The organism is Trujillonella humicola (genome assembly GCF_046233715.1).
In the GTDB taxonomy this organism is placed as follows: Bacteria; Actinomycetota; Actinomycetes; order Mycobacteriales; family Geodermatophilaceae; genus Trujillonella; species Trujillonella humicola.
Map to the genome: position 1 here is coordinate 13,903 of NZ_JBJNRJ010000007.1, position 16,341 is coordinate 30,243.

General features: G+C 74.9%; 13 protein-coding genes. 6 read left to right on the forward strand and 7 right to left on the reverse strand.

Annotated features, from left to right (window positions below; genetic code table 11):
- Nucleotides 1-12: 12 nt before the first annotated feature.
- Both mgtE and ACK586_RS05690 read right to left on the reverse strand, forming a co-directional pair.
- Nucleotides 13-1,374, reverse strand: coding sequence for a magnesium transporter (gene mgtE / locus ACK586_RS05685; protein ID WP_409329484.1), 1,362 nt, complete (start codon nucleotides 1,372-1,374; stop codon nucleotides 13-15).
- A gap of 360 nt (nucleotides 1,375-1,734) precedes the next feature.
- Entirely contained in the window at nucleotides 1,735-2,634 is a 900-nt protein-coding gene (locus ACK586_RS05690; protein ID WP_409329485.1) for a DUF1028 domain-containing protein, read from the reverse strand.
- 75 nt (nucleotides 2,635-2,709) lie between these two features.
- On the opposite strand from ACK586_RS05690, the gene ACK586_RS05695 reads away from it, so the two are divergent.
- Nucleotides 2,710-4,254 (forward strand): DUF885 family protein, encoded by a 1,545-nt coding sequence (locus ACK586_RS05695; RefSeq protein ID WP_409329486.1) that lies wholly within the window; start codon nucleotides 2,710-2,712, stop codon nucleotides 4,252-4,254.
- The gene (locus tag ACK586_RS05700; protein WP_409329487.1) at nucleotides 4,251-5,177 is read left to right on the forward strand and encodes a glutaminase; all 927 of its coding nucleotides are present in this window, start codon (nucleotides 4,251-4,253) and stop codon (nucleotides 5,175-5,177) included. The genes ACK586_RS05695 and ACK586_RS05700 overlap by 4 nt, the downstream gene beginning before the upstream one ends.
- 7 nt (nucleotides 5,178-5,184) lie before the next feature.
- Here the strand turns inward: ACK586_RS05700 and ACK586_RS05705 are convergent, their stop codons facing one another.
- Nucleotides 5,185-5,367, reverse strand: coding sequence for a PspC domain-containing protein (locus ACK586_RS05705; RefSeq protein ID WP_409329488.1), 183 nt, complete (start codon nucleotides 5,365-5,367; stop codon nucleotides 5,185-5,187).
- Between the two features lie 153 nt (nucleotides 5,368-5,520).
- Between ACK586_RS05705 and ACK586_RS05710 the strand changes: the two genes are divergently transcribed.
- The 4 genes from ACK586_RS05710 to ACK586_RS05725 are packed head-to-tail and all read left to right on the forward strand — an operon-like array spanning nucleotide 5,521 to nucleotide 9,820.
- Complete coding sequence (locus ACK586_RS05710) at nucleotides 5,521-7,164, forward strand: L-lactate permease (RefSeq protein ID WP_409329489.1); 1,644 nt, start codon at nucleotides 5,521-5,523, stop codon at nucleotides 7,162-7,164.
- A gap of 9 nt (nucleotides 7,165-7,173) precedes the next feature.
- Nucleotides 7,174-7,350 carry a hypothetical protein gene (locus ACK586_RS05715; RefSeq protein WP_409329490.1) on the forward strand — a complete coding sequence of 59 codons (177 nt, stop codon included), beginning with the start codon at nucleotides 7,174-7,176 and terminating at the stop codon, nucleotides 7,348-7,350.
- Nucleotides 7,350-8,999, forward strand: a complete 1,650-nt coding sequence (gene ggt, locus ACK586_RS05720; protein ID WP_409329491.1) for a gamma-glutamyltransferase — start codon at nucleotides 7,350-7,352, stop codon at nucleotides 8,997-8,999. The genes ACK586_RS05715 and ggt overlap by 1 nt, the downstream gene beginning before the upstream one ends.
- Nucleotides 9,000-9,013: 14 nt before the next feature.
- On the forward strand, nucleotides 9,014-9,820 hold the full coding sequence (locus tag ACK586_RS05725) for a cysteine hydrolase family protein (RefSeq protein WP_409329492.1): 807 nt from the start codon (nucleotides 9,014-9,016) through the stop codon (nucleotides 9,818-9,820).
- A gap of 93 nt (nucleotides 9,821-9,913) precedes the next feature.
- Here ACK586_RS05725 and ACK586_RS05730 read toward each other — a convergent pair whose 3' ends face one another.
- The 4 genes from ACK586_RS05730 to ACK586_RS05745 form a co-directional block, all read right to left on the reverse strand.
- Complete coding sequence (locus ACK586_RS05730; protein WP_409329493.1) at nucleotides 9,914-11,713, reverse strand: BCCT family transporter; 1,800 nt, start codon at nucleotides 11,711-11,713, stop codon at nucleotides 9,914-9,916.
- A gap of 174 nt (nucleotides 11,714-11,887) precedes the next feature.
- The gene (locus tag ACK586_RS05735; RefSeq protein WP_409329494.1) at nucleotides 11,888-13,789 is read right to left on the reverse strand and encodes a GAF domain-containing SpoIIE family protein phosphatase; all 1,902 of its coding nucleotides are present in this window, start codon (nucleotides 13,787-13,789) and stop codon (nucleotides 11,888-11,890) included.
- A gap of 128 nt (nucleotides 13,790-13,917) precedes the next feature.
- A complete protein-coding gene (locus ACK586_RS05740) occupies nucleotides 13,918-14,775 on the reverse strand; it encodes an SDR family NAD(P)-dependent oxidoreductase (protein ID WP_409329495.1) in 858 nt (285 codons plus the stop codon).
- On the reverse strand, nucleotides 14,772-16,310 hold the full coding sequence (locus ACK586_RS05745; protein WP_409329496.1) for an MFS transporter: 1,539 nt from the start codon (nucleotides 16,308-16,310) through the stop codon (nucleotides 14,772-14,774). The genes ACK586_RS05740 and ACK586_RS05745 overlap by 4 nt, the downstream gene beginning before the upstream one ends.
- Nucleotides 16,311-16,341: the final 31 nt, after the last annotated feature.

Here is a 16,341-nt window from a genome sequence, read left to right on the forward strand (position 1 = left end):
GGCGACCGCCGCTCAGATGCCGAGGACCGCCCTGGCGATGAGGAAGTAGACGATCAGCCCGGTGGCGTCGACGAACGTCGTGATGAACGGGTTGGAGAACACGGCCGGGTCGACGCGGATCGTGCGCCCGATGAGCGGCATGACGCCGCCCACGGTGGCCGCCATGGTGCAGATGCCGAGCAGGGTGAGGCCGATGACCGTGCCGATCGACGTGTCGAAGGCGAGCGAGGCGGCGGCGTAGCCCACCGTCCCGAGCAGCAGCCCGAGGCTGAAACCGACCCGCACCTCCCGGGCCAGGACCCGGGTGACGTCCCTGGGCCGGACGTCGCCGAGGGCGAGCGCCCGGGTCACGGTCGTGGCGGCCTGATTGCCGGTGTTCCCGCCGGTGCCGATGAGCAGCGGGATGAACAGCGACAGGACCACCATCTGCTCCAGGGTCTCCTCGAACGCCCCCAGCACCTGGACCGTCAGCGTGGCGCCGACGGCGAGGACCAGCAGCCACACGACACGGGAGCGGACGATCGACCGCACCGGGGTCGACAGGTAGGGACGGCGCAGGGGCTCCGCCCCGCCGATCCGCGCCTGGTCCTCGGACTCCTCCTCCTCGAGGATCGACAGGGCGTCGTCCACCGTGAGGATGCCGACGAGCCGGCCCTCCGCGTCCACCACGGGCAGGGCGAGGAGCTTGAGGTCCGCGCACCGGCGGGCGGCGGTCTCGGCCTCGGCGGTGGCCGGGACGGCGTGCGGTTCCCGCTGCAGGTCGCTGACCGGCGCGTCGGGTGCGGCACCCATGAGGTCGCGCAGGCTCACGATGCCCACGAGGCGGCGCTGCCCGTCGAGGACCGGGAGGGTGTAGACGGTCTCGGCGTCGGTCAGGCGCGCCCGGACGCGGTCGAGGGTCTGCGCCGCGGTCAGGCCGGGGTGGGTCGAGACGTACTCGGGGCTCATCCGCCGCCCGATCGACCCCTGCGGGTAGCCGAGGACCTCGGCGGTCAGGTCACGCTCGTGCGGGGGCAGGCCCTGCAGCAGCCGGGTGGCGACGGTCGCGGGCAGCTCGTCGAGGAGGGTCACCCGGTCGTCCGGGTCGAGCAGGGCGAACACCGAGGTGACCTCCTCGTCCCGGAGCGCCCGGACGAGGTCGCCCTGCAGGGTGGCGTCGAGGCCCTCGAAGACCTCCAGGGCGATGTCCTTGGGCAGCAGGCGGAACACCAGGGCGCGGTCCTTCGCGTCCAGGCGTTCCATGACGTCGACCGCCTCGGGGGCGTCCAGGGTCGTGATCGTGGCCGTCGCGGTCGCGAGGTCGTCGTCGTCGAGCAGCCGCTCCAGGGCGGCGGAGACCTGCTCGGGCGTGGTGGCCGTGCGGTTGTCGTCCATGGGGCACCTCGGGCTTCGGCGTCGTCAGGGCACGAGCTGGCGACACCGGGCGGGACCGGGGTCCGCCGGCGTCGGCGAGCGGAGGAGCCGCGCGGAGGACCTCCCGCGACGCCCGCTGCCGGGCGCACGTGCGGGGCGGAGCCCGGAGCGGAGCGCTAGCGGGCGCCGGCGGGGGAGGATCCGCGCGGCAGCGGACTGGGGACGTCGTCCATGCGGCGGCCTCCTCCCGGGATCGGAACGGGCGCTCGGGCCGGCGCGGGAGACCCCGGGGCGGCGGTGAGCAGCGCGCTCGACTCTACTCGACCGCCGCGTGAGGCCCTGCCCCGATCACGGCACCCCTTCGGGCAGGAGGACGCCCGGTCACGTGCCGCCGGGAAGGAGACGTGCCAGCACGTCCTGCGGCAGCAGGCCCGCCGGGCCGAACCGGCGGGCCGCCTCGACGAACTGCGGTGCCGTGGCGGCGAGGTCGGCCAGCAGCTCCCGGGCGGCGTCCTCGCGGCCGGCCAGGGCGGCGACGACGGCGCGCCAGAGCACCTGGTCTGGCTCGGTCTCCGGGTCCTGCGGGCGCATGTCCTCCAGCTGCCGGTCGGCGGTCGCGGGGTCGCCGTCCAGCGCGAGCTGGAAAGCGGCCACCACGCGCTGGTAGCGCAGCCGCTTGGCCACGAGCCGGTCGAGCTCGCCCACCGGGTCGGGGTCGTCGTCGACCCGCAGGTCGATCACCCGGTCGTGCCAGGGGCGGCCGGTGGGGTGCGCGCGGACGACCATGACCGCGGCCGACCGCCGCCCGCGGAAGTCACCGCCGGCGTCCTCGGCCGCGTGCAGGGACCGCAGCAGCCGCTGCGCCAGCGGCCCGGAGCCGGACTCGAAGGAGTCCACCATGGCCTGCCACACCTGCGGTCCGACGACCATGTTCGCCAGCGCCGCGCAGTCCTCCCCGACGGCCTGCCCGGCCGCGGCCACGCAGCCGTCGCCGGTGTAGAGGGCGGTGCCCTCGGCCGCCTTGAGGACGGCGACCTGGCGCCGCTCGGGATGCGGATCGACGCTCTGCAGCGCGGTGAGCGACTCCTGCGCGGTGAAACCGCCGCGGAGCAGGTCCAGGCCGATCTCGCCGTACATCGGCTCGCCCATCGACTGGGTGGCGATGACGCCGTGGCCGGGGAGGGCGAAGGGCACGCTGCTGCCGACGGCGAAGGCCTGCGACTGGGTGGCGACGCCCATCTCGCCGGTGATCCGGTCGAGGGCGACGATCGAGTAGGTCACCTCGTGCCGAATACCCAGGAGCACGTGGGCGGACACGCCGCATGGGCAGTCCCCCGCCGGGGGTACGGCGAGGTCATGACCTCGCCGACCGCCGCTGCTCAGGAGCGCCTGCGGGCGGTCACCGACGTGCTGGTCGCCGAGGTGCGCGACGGCGCCGGGCGGCACGAGTACGACGGCGTCGTCCCCGACCTGTCGCCCGGAGCCGTGCGCGCCGGGCTGGCCCGGCTGGGCGGCGCCGAGCTGCCCGACGCCCACGACGAGCGGCACCTCGCAGCCGCGGAGCGGCGCCTGCGGCTGGAACTGGGCGAGGTGCAGCTGCACCGGCGCAGCCCGCGCCCGCTCCTCGCCGCCCTCGACCTGTCGGTGTACGACCGGCCGTACGCGCCGCCCGGCGAGCGGGCGGAGGCCCGCGCCCGGCACCTGGCGGGCTGGCCGGCCGCCATCGACGCGGCGCTGACCTCGCTCGACCTCGTGCCGGCCGCGGCCGCCGAGGCGCTGCTGCCGGCGGTGCGCGGAGCCGCGGCCGTGGTCCGGGCCGGCGAGCCGCACGGGGGTGCCGCGCTGGCCGCGCACGCCCGGCTGCTGACCCACCTCGAGCGGTGCACCGGGACCGGCGATCCGGATCCCGCGCTGGGCGCGCCGGGGCTCACGGCCCTGCTGGAGGCCGTCGAGGGCGGCGACGTCGACCTGCCCTCGGTCGCCGCCGCCGCGGACGCCGAGCGGCGTCGCCTGCGGGATCTGCTCGACGCCGCCGCCGACCGGATCGCCCCGGGTACGGCGGCCGACGACGTGGTGGCACGGCTCGTCCGGGACCACCCCGGACCAGCCGGTGTGCTCGACGAGGCCCGCCGCCTCACCGGCGAGGTGGTGGCCTTCGTCCGCGAGCGCGGCCTGCTCGAGCACCTGGACGGGGAGTGCCGGGTCGAGGCCAGCCCGCCGTCGCGGCGGTGGGCCACGGCGATGCTGTCGTGGGCCGGGCCCTACGAGCCGGACGCGCCCTCCACCTACGGCATCACGCCCCCGGACCCCTCCTGGCCGCCGCAGCGGCAGGACCAGTGGCTCACCGCCTTCAGCCGGACGACGCTGCCCGCCACCACGGCGCACGAGGTCGCCCCCGGCCACTTCGCGCACGGCCGGGCGCTGCGGCGGGTGCGTGGCGACGTCCGCCGGACCCTGCACTCGCCGGCCTTCGTCGAGGGCTGGGCGCACTACGCGGAGGAGCTCATGGTGGAGGAGGGCTTCCGCGGCGAGGACCCGCGGTTCGCGATCGGGGTGGCGATGAAGGCCCTGCTGCGGGTCACCCGGGTGCGGGCGGCGATCGGCGTCCACACCCGGCAGCTGACCGTGGACGAGGCCGCCGGGCTGTTCGCGCGGGAGGCGTTCCTCCAGGGACCGGCGGCGCGCGGCGAGGCGCTGCGCGCGGTCATCGACCCCACCTACGGCCGGTACACCACCGGCAAGCTGGCGCTGCGCGCGCTGCGCGAGCGGGCGCGCGAGCGGTGGGGACCGGGCTTCTCGCCGCGTCGCTTCCACCGCGCGGTCCTGGCCCTGGGCGCGCCGCCACCCGCACTGCTGGACACCGCACTCGTGGACACCGCACTCGAGGAGGACCGGGCATGACCCCGACGACCGACGACCTGGGCGCCGAGCTGGAGCGCATCGCCGAGGAGGTGCGGCCGCTGGCCCGCGAGGGCGACGTCGCCGACTACATCCCGGCGCTCGCCGCCGAGGACCCGGGCGCGTTCGCCCTGGCCACCAGCGACCTCGACGGGGTCGAGCACACGGCCGGGGACGCCGACCGGCCGTTCTGCATCCAGAGCATCGCGAAGGTGTTCGCGCTGACCCTGGCGCTGCAGGCGGTGGGGGAGGACCTGTGGGAGCGGGTGGGCCGGGAACCGTCCGGCGACCCGTTCAACTCGCTGGTGCAGCTCGAGCACGAGCACGGCAAGCCGCGCAACCCGATGATCAACGCCGGCGCGCTGGTGGTCTGCGACGTGCTGCTGGAGACCCTCGACGACCCGAAGGCCGCCGTCTGCGACCTGCTCGGCCGGCTGGTCGGGGACGACGTCGAGGTGGACCGGACGGTCCTCGGCGACGAGGGCCGCACCGCCTCGCGCAACACCGCGATGGCCAACCTGATGGCGGCCTTCGGCAACGTCCACTCCCCGGTCGGCGACGTCCTGTCGGTGTACGTCCACCAGTGCGCGGTCCTCATGAGCACGCGCCAGCTGGCCCGGGCGATGCGCTTCCTGGCCAACGACGGCGTGGATCCCGGCAGCGGGCAGCGGATCGTCGCCGAGCCGCTGGCCCGGCGGATCAACGCGATCATGCTGACCAGCGGCACCTACGACTCCGCCGGCCAGTTCGCCTACGAGGTCGGCATCCCGTGCAAGAGCGGCGTGGCCGGCGCGATCGCCGGGGACGTGCCCGGCCGGCTGGGGGTCTGCGTGTGGTCACCGCCGCTCGACGCGTCGGGGAACTCGCGGGCGGGGCGGGAGGCGCTGCACCTGCTCGCCGAGCGCCGGGAGCTGTCGATCTTCTAGCGGCGGCTCACCGCTCCTTCGGGATGATGAGCCACAGCGCGATGTAGGCGATCTCGCCGACGCCGAAGAGGCCGAACAGCACGAACGCCACCCGCACCAGCGCGCGGGAGATGCCGAACCGCTGGGCCAACCCGGCGCAGACGCCGGCGAGGATCCGCTGTTTCCGCGGCCTGATCAGTGCGGGGGTCATGGCGCCCGCCTTACCCGTCCGGCGCTCCGGTCAACACCGACCGCGCCCTGCCGGGTCACCCGGTGCGCCCGCCGTCACGCACTCGTCATGTTGAGCTCGCGGGCCCGGGGCATGCCTTGTACGGCCTGTCGCTCGATGCCCGGAGGTGCGCCCGTGGAGGACCTGCCCGTCGACGTCCTCCACTGGGCGCTGGCCCTCTCGCCGATCGTCGTCCTGCTCGTCCTGCTCGCGGTGCTGCGCTGGAGCGCGCCCCAGGCGGCCGCCGTCGGGATGTTCTACGCCGCGGCGGTCGCGCTGATCTTCTTCCAGACGCCCTTCGACACCGTCGTGGTGGCCGTCGCCAAGGGGATCTGGGACGCGGTGCCGATCCTCTACGTCGTCTTCCCGGCGCTGCTGCTGTACCACGTCGGCAAGGCCTCCGGCGCCTTCGACGCACTCCGGCGCGGCATCTCCCGGTACAGCAAGAACGACGTCTTCATCGTGCTGGCCTTCGGCTGGGTGTTCGCCTCCTTCATGCAGGGCATCGCCGGCTTCGGCGCGCCCATCGCCGTCGTCGCGCCGCTGCTGGTCGCCATCGGGGTCCGGCCGATCTACGCGGTGCTCATCCCGCTGATCGGGCACGCCTGGGCCAACATGTTCGGCACCCTGGCCGTCGGCTGGCTGGCCACGCTGCAGGTCGTCGACGTCGAGAACGAGACGGCCACCGCCGTGGAGACCGCGATCCTGCTGTGGATCCCCAACATCCTCGGCGCCTTCTACATCGCCTGGCTGGTGGGCAAGTGGCAGGCCGTCCGGCTCGCCACCCCGATGGTGCTGATCATCAGCCTCATCCACGGGGGCGGCCAACTCGCGCTGATGCCGGTGAGCCCGGTGCTGTCCACCTTCGTCGCCGCCTCCGTGGCGATGGTGGCGCTCTTCCCGCTGGCCCGGTGGTCGCGGTACTCCGAGCCGGCCGAGCTCGACGAGCGCCCGGCGATGAAGGAGGACGCCGACCTCACCGCGGAGGAGGAGGGCGAGCCCACCATGTCGCTCCTGCAGGCCGCTGCACCGTACGGCGCGCTCACCGCGGTGGCGATCGGCCTGCTGGTGATCGGCCCGGTGGAGGACTTCCTGTCCCGGCTGGCCGTGGGGCTGCCCTTCCCGGAGGTCACCACCGGGTACGGCGTCGAGAACGAGGCCGAGCAGGCGTACCAGGAGTTCGAGCCGTTGGTGCACCCCGGCACCTTCCTGCTCTTCGCCGTCGCCGTCGCCTGGCTGCTGTACCGCCGGATCGGGGCCTTCTCCCGCAAGGCCGAGGTCGCCTCCGGCGAGGCCGGCGCCGGGGAGGAGGCGGAGGAGGAGCCCGGCGTCTGGAGGGGCACCGCGGAGGACGCCGTCCCGGCCGCGTTCGCCGTCGTCGGCTTCCTCGTGCTGTCGTCGCTGCTGGACCACTCCGGCCAGACGGACGTGCTCGCGCAGGGCATCTCGGACGTCGCCCCTGCCCCCGTGTACGCGTTCCTGTCGGTGTTCATCGGGGTCATCGGTGCCTTCATGACGTCGAGCAACACCGCCTCGAACGTCCTGTTCGCCGACCTGCAGGACACCGTCGCCGGCGCGGAGGGCCTCCGGCAGAGCTCCATCCTGGCCGCGCAGTCGACCGGTGGCGCCATCGGCAACGCGATCGCCCCGGCGAACATCGTGCTCGGCACCTCCACCACCGGAGCCCAGGGCAAGGAGGGCGAGGTGCTGCGCAAGGCCCTGCCGTGGGCAGCCGTCGCCACTGCACTCACCGGCATCGTGACCGTGTTCCTGGCCTGAGGAGGTGCCGTGAACCCCACCGTCGCGCTGGGCGTCGCCCTGGTGCTGATGCTCGCCGCCCTGCCGCTGCTCGTCGTCGGCGCCAACGCCGACATCGTCGCCCTCTCCGTCGCCGGCATCGCCGCCGTGGTGGTCGGGGGAGCGATCCCGCCGGCCCTGCGCTGGCTCGGACCCGAGGAGGACTGATGAACCCGGACGGACCGCACACCGGCCGGCCACCCGCCCGCGCCGAGCGCGGCATGGTGGCGACCTCGCACGCGCTCGCCTCGGAGGCCGGCGTGCACGCGCTCCGCCGGGGCGGCACCGCGGTGGACGCCGCCATCGCCGCGAACGCGGTGCTGTGCGTGGCCTACCCGCACATGGCCGGTCTCGGCGGGGACGCCTTCTTCCTCGTCAAGCCGCCGGGCGAGCAGGTCCGCGCGCTCAACGCCAGCGGCCCGGCCGCAGCCCTGGCCACGCGCGACTTCTACGCCGAGCAGGGGCACACCGACGAGATCCCCAGCCGGGGGGCGCTGGCCGCCCTCACCGTCCCCGGCGCGGTGGACGGCTGGCGGGAGGCCCACGAGCGGCACGGCCGGCTGCCGTGGGCCGACCTCTTCGAGGACGCGATCGCGCTGGCCCGCTCGGGGGTGCCGGTGGCCCGGTCGATGGCCCAGTGGCTGCCGCAGGACGTCCCGGTCCTCGAGGAGGACGACGCGGCCCGGGCGGTCTTCCTGCCCGGCGGCCGGCTGCTGCGGGAGGGGGACCGGCTGGTCAACCCCGACCTGGCGCGGACCTTCGAGGTGCTGGCGGCCCGGGGCCCGCGCGCGGGCTTCTACGAGGGCGAGCCGGCCGAGCGGCTGTGCGCCGGCCTGACCGGTTCCCCGCTTCGTCCCGACGACCTCGCCGCCTTCCGCGCCGAGTGGGTCGAGCCGATCAGCACGACCTACCGCGGCCTGACCGTCGTCGAGTTCCCGCCGAACACCCAGGGCTTCGCCGCGCTGCAGGTGCTCCGGCTGCTCGACGGCTGGGACGTCGCCGGCTTCGGCGACCTCACCGTCGACTACGTCCACCACGCCGCCGAGGCGGTGAAGCTGGCCTTCGCCGATCGCGACGCCTGGCTGACCGACCCGGACCACCACGACATCCCGCTCGACCGGCTGCTGGCCGCCGGCTACGCCGACGAGCGCCGGGAGCTGGTCGACCCCGAGCGTGCGATGGACATGGACGCCGTGGAGAGCGGGGTGCCCGGCGGGTGGACCGGCCCGCGCCCGCAGCCGGAGGGGGACACCGTCTACCTGTGCGCGGTCGACGGCGACGGCCTCGCCGTGTCGCTGATCCAGTCGATCTACCACGACTTCGGGGCCGGCGTGGTCGCCGAGGGCACCGGCGTGCTGCTGCAGAACCGCGGGTCGTTCTTCTCGCTGGACGGGGAGCACCACAACCGGCTGGAGCCGGGGAAGCGGACGTTCCACACGCTCATCCCGGCGATGGTCCTGCGCGACGACGGCTCGCCCTACGCGGTGATGGGGACCATGGGCGGGGAGGGGCAGCCGCAGACGCAGGCGGCGATGCTCACCCGGATGGTCGACTTCGGCTACGACGTCCAGCAGGCCATCGAGGCGCCGCGCTGGCTGATGGGCCGCACGTGGGGCGCGGCGTCGCAGGACCTGTGGCTGGAGGGCCGCTGGCCCGATCCCGTCGTGCACGAGCTGGAACGGCGCGGGCAGCCGGTGAAGATGCTGCCCGCCTGGGACGACAACGTCGGCCACGCCCAGGCCATCCGGTTCACCGACCAGGGCTGGCTCGAGGGAGGTGCCGACCCGCGCGGGGACGGCGCCGCCCTCGGCTTCTGAGGAGGAGGAGACCCGTGCCGAGGTTCCGCGAGATCTACGCCGAGAGCAGCGAGGGCGGTGTGCAGTTCGCGTCCAGCGCCGACCGCTGGCACCTGACCGAGGACCACGTGCACCTCTCGCCGCACCACACCCGCGGCGGGCTGCTGCGCTGGGACGCCCAGCTCAAGCCGATCGTGGACAGCCCCGACCGGCAGGCGCTGGTCGTCATCGACATGCAGAACGACTTCTGCGCGGAGGGCGGTTGGACCCACCGCTCCGGCCTGGACTGGAAGGCCTGCCGCCAGGCCATCCCCGGCGTCCAGCGGGCCCTCGAGGTGGCGCGGGAACGGGACACGTGGGTCATCTGGGTCTACTGGCACAACCGGTCCGACCTGCGCAATCTCGGCGCCCCCACGCTGTACTCCTTCAAGCACGAGCTCGACCAGCGCGGCATCGGGGAGGACCTCGACCACGGACGGGTGCTCGTCGGCGGCGAGTGGGGCGCGGAGACGGTCGACGAGTTGCGGCCGCTGATGCAGGACGACGACATCCACGTCGAGAAGGTGCGGATGAGCGGCTTCTACGGCACGCACCTGGACCAGGTGCTGCGCACCCAGGGCATCCAGACGCTGTTCTTCACCGGGGTCAACGTCGACCAGTGCGTGACCACGACCATGGAGGACGCGTACTTCCGCGACTACAACGCCGTGCTGCTCGAGGACGCCTGCGCCACCTCCAGCCCCGACTACTGCAAGCAGGCGGTCGTCTTCAACGCCGCGCACTGCTGGGGCTTCACCATGACCCTCGACCAGTTCGCGAGCCCGACCCCGTTCGAGGGCTGACCGCGCCCGTCACGGCACGACGCCGGGGCCGGCCTCCGGCGGCCGGGCGGCGGCGAACGGCTCGGGGAGGGGAGGCGACCGTCCCGGCGGTGCCTACTGCGGCTCGGTGGCCTGCCGGTCGGGCGGAGGGGAGTCGTCGTCGCGCGGGTCCGGGTCGTCCGGTTCCTCACCCGTCCCTCCCTCGTCGGCAGCGGACCGGACGGCGAGGGCGAAGTCGTCCCCGTGCCGGGTGAGCCCGTCCACCACGGCCTGCTGGATCGCTTCGACCGCCACCGTCCGGCGCAGCATCGCAGGGTCGGACCGCACGTCCTTGGTGAGCGCGACCATGAGCACGGCGATGGCCGTCGCGAAGGGCAGGGCCCCGATGACCGTCAGGTTCTGGAGTCCCTGGATCGCCTCGTCGCTCCCCGCGAGCACCATCACGGCCGCGACCGAGCCGGTCGCCACGCCCCAGAAGACGACGATGCTCGAGCGGGGCTCCCGGTTCCCCCGCTCGGACAGCGATGCCATGACCACGGAGGCGGAGTCGGCCCCGGTCACGAAGAAGATCGAGACGAGCAGCATCACGACGACGGTCGTCACGCCGGTGAGCGGCAGACCGTCCAGCAGAGCGAACAGCTGCGCCTCCGTCGACGACTGCCCCGCGAGGTCCTCGCCGCCGCGCTGCGCCTGGATCGCCGAGCCGCCGAAGACCGAGAACCACACGACGCTGACCATCGTCGGCACCAGCAGCACGCCGCCGACGAACTGGCGGATGGTGCGACCCCGGCTGATGCGTGCGATGAAGATGCCGACGAACGGTGTCCAGGAGATCCACCACGCCCAGTAGAAGACGGTCCACCCGGACAACCAGGTGGCCATCGCGTCGCCCCCCACGGCCTCGGTCCGCGCCGCCATCCCGGCGAGCTGGTCGAAGTACGCGCCGATCGCCGTGGGCACCATGTTCAGGATGAGGACCGTCGGCCCGACGACGAACACGAACAGCGCCAGGGCGAAGGCCAGCACCACGTTGGTGTTGGCCAGGTACTGGATCCCCCGGGCGATGCCCGAGAAGGCGGAGACGACGAACGCCGCGGTCAGGACCGCGAGGATCACGAGGATCGCCGTGTTCCCGGCTTCGCCGACCCACCCGATGAGCTCGACGCCACTGCCGATCTGCAGGGCGCCGAATCCCAGTGAGGCGGCGGTGCCGAGGAGAGTCGCGACGACGGCCAGCGTGTCGATGAGCTTGCCGATGGGCCGCTCCGACACCTGCCGGCCGAACAGCGGGGCGAACGCCGACGACAGCAGTTGCGGACGGCCCCGGCGGTACACCCCGTAGCCCACCGACAGGCCGACGAACGCGTAGATCGCCCACGGGTGCAGGGTCCAGTGGAACAGCGTCGTGGCCATCGCGACGCGCACCGCGTCGTCCGTCCCGCCCTCGACGGTGCCCGGCGGCGGCTCCACGAAGTGGGCCAGCGGCTCCGCGACCCCGAAGAACATGAGCCCGATGCCCATGCCGGCGCTGAACATCATCGCGATCCAGCTGACCGTGCGGAACTCCGGACGCTCGTCGTCGCGCCCGAGGGGGATGCGGCCGTACTTGCTGGCGCCCAGCCACAGCACGAAGACCACGATGGTCGTGGCGAGCAGCACGAAGAACCAGCCGATGTTGCCCACGACCCACTCCAGGCCGGCGCCGGAGGCAGCGCCGAGCTCGGACGGCGAGGCGAAGCCCCAGGCGACCAGACCGAGCGCCAGGAGAGCGGCGACGCCGAACACCAGCTTGTCCAGCCCCCGATCGTCCTCCGCGATCTGCGCGGGCGGCTCGGCGAGCAGCGGGTGCCGTCGGACCCTGGGCAGAGGGGGAGGCCGCCATCGTCGTCCGGAGGGGTCGTGCGCTCCGCTCATCGGGCGTGACACCGGATCCGGCGCCCCTCCTCTCGGAGTGCGACGCGCTGGGCGGACGTCCGGTGCCCGCGGCTGCGCGGCCGAGCCCGGGCTGTGCCCGCTCCGGGTCGGCGGCAATCCTCGGCGGAGGCCCTGGTCGGCTGCTCGGGCGACGTCTCCACCGCGTGGGGCCGGTTACGGCACGGTGCCGGGGCCGGCCTCCGGCGGCCGCGGCCGGTCCTCGGCGAACGGCCGGACGGCGAGCAGCGCGACGTCGTCGGCTGCGCCGCCCGGGGGGAGCAGCTCGGTCACGATCCGGTCGCAGAGCTCCTCGAGGTCCAGCCCGACGCAGTCGGCGAGCAGGTCGAGCAGGCGTCGGAGGCCGGTGTCGAGGTCGCGGGCTCCCGAGCCGCCCGGGCGCCGAGGGTCGCCACCGGGGACGTCCTGCTGCTCGAGCAGGCCGTCGGTGTAGAGCAGCAGGGTGGAGTTCGCCGGCAGCACGTGGCGGTGCTCGGGGCGGGACCGGGACGGGTCCACCCCGAGCGGCAGCCCGACCCGGTCGGTGAGGACGTCGACGGTGCCGTCGGCGTGCAGCAGCACGGGAGGTGGGTGCCCCGCCGAGCTCCACACCAGCTGCCGGTCCCGCGCGGGCTGATCGGGGCGGAAGCGTTCGACCCGTGCCACCAGCGCGGTGGCGAACACGTCCTGGCCGAAGGTGGCGCAGGCGACGTCGACGGTGCTCAGCACCCCGGCGGGCCCGACGGTGCCGTCCAGCCCGGCCATCCGCAGCTCGGTGCGCAGCTGGCCCATCGTGACCGCCGCGGTGATGTCGTGGCCGGCGACGTCGCCGACCACGAGGCTGGTGGTACCGGTCGTGTCGAGGTAGGCGTCGTACCAGTCCCCGCCGACCAGCTGGGTGTTCTCGGCCGGGGAGTACCGGGAGGCCAGCTGCAGGTGGTCGGGCTGCGGCAGCAGCACGGGCAGCAGCGCCCGCTGCATCGTCTCCGACACCGTCCGGTCGAGGAACGAGGCCCGCGCGGCCTCGACCACCAGGCCCGCGCGGGTCATCAGCGCGTCCACCAGGTCGCGGTCGAGCTCGGTGTAGGGCGCCGAGCCCCGCACGCGGGCGATGGTCAGCACCGCGACCACGTCGCCGCGGCTGAGCACCGGAGCGACCAGCGCGCTGCGCAGCGACAGCAGGTCCACGGCCTCGCGCTGGGCGGCCGTCAGGCCCGGCGCCCGGGCCAGGTCGATCAGCTCGACCCGGCCGGTCAGGGCGACGTGCCCGGGCCCGGCGGCCTCGCCGGTGCGCCGCCCGGCGCGGTGGACCCACTGCTGCAGCGCGGGCAGCTGCGCGGCATCGCGGTGCTCGGCGGCGGCGGGCAGCAGACCGCCGTCGGGCCCGACGGTGCTGACGTAGGCGAGGTCGCCCAGGTCGGGCACGGCGAGGGCGACCAGCGCCCGCCAGACGTCACCCGGCTCGAGGTCGGCGGTCAGCAGGTCGCTGATGCGGGCCAGCAGCCGCGCCCGCTCGGCCTCGGCGGCGGCGAGGGCACGGGCCCCCTCCGCCTCCAGGGTGGCCATCCGCAGCGCGACCTCGCGGGAGGCGATCGCGGCCAGCTCCTCCAACAGCTGCACGTCGTCAGCTGTCCACGGGTGCACCGTGGTGTCGACGACGCAGAAGCTGCCGAGCACCTGCCCGTCGGGAGTGTGGACGGGGAACCCGGCCCACGCGCGCACCCCCATGGCCTCGACGGAGGGGTTGGCGGCGGTGCGCTCGTCGGCGGTCACGTCGGCCAGCACCAGCGGGTCGCCGCGCAGCACGTACTGGCAGAACGACTCCTCGACGGTGTTCTGCCGCGGACTGCCCTCCGGCAGGCCCTGGCTGCTCAGCCAGAAGGAGCGGGCCTCGTCGACGACGGTCATGAAGGCCAACGGCGCCCCCGTCAGCCGCTGCGCGATCCGGGTGAGCCGGTCGAAGGACTCCTCCGCCGCGGCGTCGAGCAGGCGCGTGGCGCGCACGGCGGCCAGCCGGCCCGGGGCGCCCGCCGGCCCGCGCTCGCCGGGGAGGGCGTCGACGGCGGGGCGGGTGCGCACGCTCCCATCCTGCCCGGCCGGCAACTCCCCGCCGGCCGTTCCCCTCCCGACGGCGTCCCCGGCGGAGCCGCCGGGCGACGGCCGACCATCGCGGGAACGCCCGGCAGGGGCCGGGAGGTCGCCGTGCGTCAGGGTGCGGCGGCCCCGCCGTCGCCGGCGACCATGGCGGCCATGACCCGGGCCATCACCTTGGTGCGGGCGGTGCGGGGGAGGGTGGCGAGCGACCAGCGCAGCAGCTTCGACAGCCCGCCCGGGGTCACCGTGGTGCGCCGCCCCAGCGCGGCCAGGGTCGCGGCGGCGACGGTGCCCGGCTCCGCCGCGCGGGTCGTCGTCAGCCCGGCCCGGGCCGCGAAGCCGGTGTGCACCGGCCCGGGGGAGGACACCAGCACGTCGACCCCGGCCGGGGCCAGCTCGTGGTGCAGGCCCTCCCCGAGGGTCTGCACGTAGGCCTTCGTCGCCGCGTAGTGGGCGGCGCCCGGCGTGCCCTGGTAGCCGACGATCGACCCGAACAGCACCAGGCCTCCGCGCCCCCGCCGGGCGAAGCGGGCGCCGAACTCGCGGCCGAGCAGGTAGGTCGCCCGGCAGTTGAGGTCCAGCATCGCCGACTCGGTCGCCGGGTCCCCGTCGACGCAGGGCCCGGACGTGCCGAAGCCGGCGGCGGACACCAGCAGCCCGACGTCGCGCTCGGCGGTCGCCGCCACCAGCGCCGTGACGCCCTCCGCGGTGGACAGGTCGACCGGCACGAGCTCGATGTCGGCCGCGCCGCGGAGCTCGTCGCGCACCGCCGCCAGCGCGGCGGCGTCCCGGGCGACCAGCACCAGCGCCAGCCCGGCGGTCGCCAGCTCCCCGGCCACCGCGCGTCCGATGCCCGAGGTCGCACCGGTGACCACGGCCCACGGGCCGTAGCGGGGGAGCCGCGCCACCCCGCGGGGGCGCTGCCCGGCCGCCGTGCCGGTGCGGCCACGGGCCCGGGTCCGGGTGCTCATCGCGCGGCCGCCGCGACGGGCGCCCCGGCCGGGGCCGCCGGGACCGAGGGGCGGGCCGGCAGCAGGGCCAGGGCGAGCACGGCGCCGGCCAGCGCGACACCGGCCGCCACCAGGCACCCGGCCTGCAGGCCGGCGAGGAAGCCGTCCGCCGCGGCCGCCTGCAGCGTGCCGGCCAGCGCCGCGTCGGGCAGGTCTCCCGCCGCGGCGAGCGCCGCGCCGACCGAGTCGCCGACCGCGGTGCGGAGCGGGCCGGGCAGGGCCGCCTGGTCGAGGCGGGCGGCGTAGAGCGAGGCGAAGACGCTGCCGATCACCGCGACCCCGAGGGTGCCGCCCACCTCCCGGGCGGCGTCGTTGACCGCCGAGCCCACGCCGGCGCGGGCGTCGGCGACCGCCCCCATCACCGACTCGGTGGCCGGTGCCGAGGTGAGGCCCATGCCCAGCCCGAGCAGCACCATCTGGCCGACGATCTCGGGGTAGCCGGTGGCCAGGCTGACGGTGGAGATCCACGCGTAGGCCGCGCCCAGCGCCAGCAGCCCGGTGCCCACGACGGCCTTGTTGCCCAGCCGCGTGACCAGGCGGGCGCCGAGCAGCGACCCGGCGGCGACGCAGACCGCCACCGGCACGATGCGCAGCCCCGACTCCAGGGCGCTGTAGCCGCGGAGGAACTGGAAGTACTGGGTGATGAGGAAGATGAACCCGAACAGCGCGAAGAAGGCGATGGTGATCGACGCGCTGGCGGCGGTGAACCGGCGCTCGCGGAAGAGCCCGACCTCCAGCAGCGGGTCGGCGGCGCGCCGCTCGGCGGTGACGAACGCGGCCGCGAGGACCGCGGCCAGCGCCAGCCCGGCGAGCGTCCGCCCGGAGGTCCAGCCGTGCACGGGCGCCTCGATGATGCTGAAGACGAGGACCGTGAGCGCGGCCGAGGACAGCAGCAGGCCCGGGGTGTCGAACCGGCTGGCCGCTGCGCGCCGGGACTCCGGCACGACGGCGACCACCAGCACGACGGCGAGCACCGCCACCGGCACCTTGACCCAGAAGGTCGACCCCCACCAGTAGGCCTCGAGCAGCGCTCCACCGGCGATCGGGCCCAGCGCCACGGCCAGGCCGGTCGAGGCGCCCCAGATCCCGATGGCGGCCGCGCGCTCCCGGCGCTCGACGAACAGCGTGGTGATCAGCGACAGCGTCGTGGGGAAGACGGCGGCGGCGCCCAGCCCGGTGAACGCCCGGGCGGCGACCAGCTGCCCGGTCGTCCCCGAGAGGCCGGCCAGCGCGTTGCCCAGGCCGAAGAGCAGGAGCCCGACGAGGAGCACGCGCCGCCGGCCGAGCCGGTCGGACAGCGCGCCACCGGCCAGGACCAGTGCGGCGAAGACCAGCAGGTAGGCGTCGACGACCCACTGGAGGTCCCGGGTGCCGGCGCCCAGCTCGGTGACCAGGGTCGGGAGGGTGACGTTGACGATCGTGGTGTCGACGTTGACGACGAAGGCGGACAGGCACAGGACGGCGAGGGCGAGCCCCCGCGCGGGTGGACGGGACACGGGCGACCTCCGCGGACGGCAGTGACTTGGA

Excerpts from the sequence above, each read along its gene's own strand:
- ACK586_RS05700 (WP_409329487.1), top strand. The coding sequence starts at position 4,251 with ATGACCCCGACGACCGACGACCTGGGCGCCGAGCTGGAGCGCATCGCC.
- ggt (WP_409329491.1), top strand. The coding sequence starts at position 7,350 with ATGAACCCGGACGGACCGCACACCGGCCGGCCACCCGCCCGCGCCGAG.
- ACK586_RS05730 (WP_409329493.1), bottom strand. The coding sequence starts at position 11,713 with ATGAGCGGAGCGCACGACCCCTCCGGACGACGATGGCGGCCTCCCCCT.
- ACK586_RS05705 (WP_409329488.1), bottom strand. The coding sequence starts at position 5,367 with ATGACCCCCGCACTGATCAGGCCGCGGAAACAGCGGATCCTCGCCGGC.
- ACK586_RS05695 (WP_409329486.1), top strand. The coding sequence starts at position 2,710 with ATGACCTCGCCGACCGCCGCTGCTCAGGAGCGCCTGCGGGCGGTCACC.
- ACK586_RS05740 (WP_409329495.1), bottom strand. The coding sequence starts at position 14,775 with ATGAGCACCCGGACCCGGGCCCGTGGCCGCACCGGCACGGCGGCCGGG.
- mgtE (WP_409329484.1), bottom strand. The coding sequence starts at position 1,374 with ATGGACGACAACCGCACGGCCACCACGCCCGAGCAGGTCTCCGCCGCC.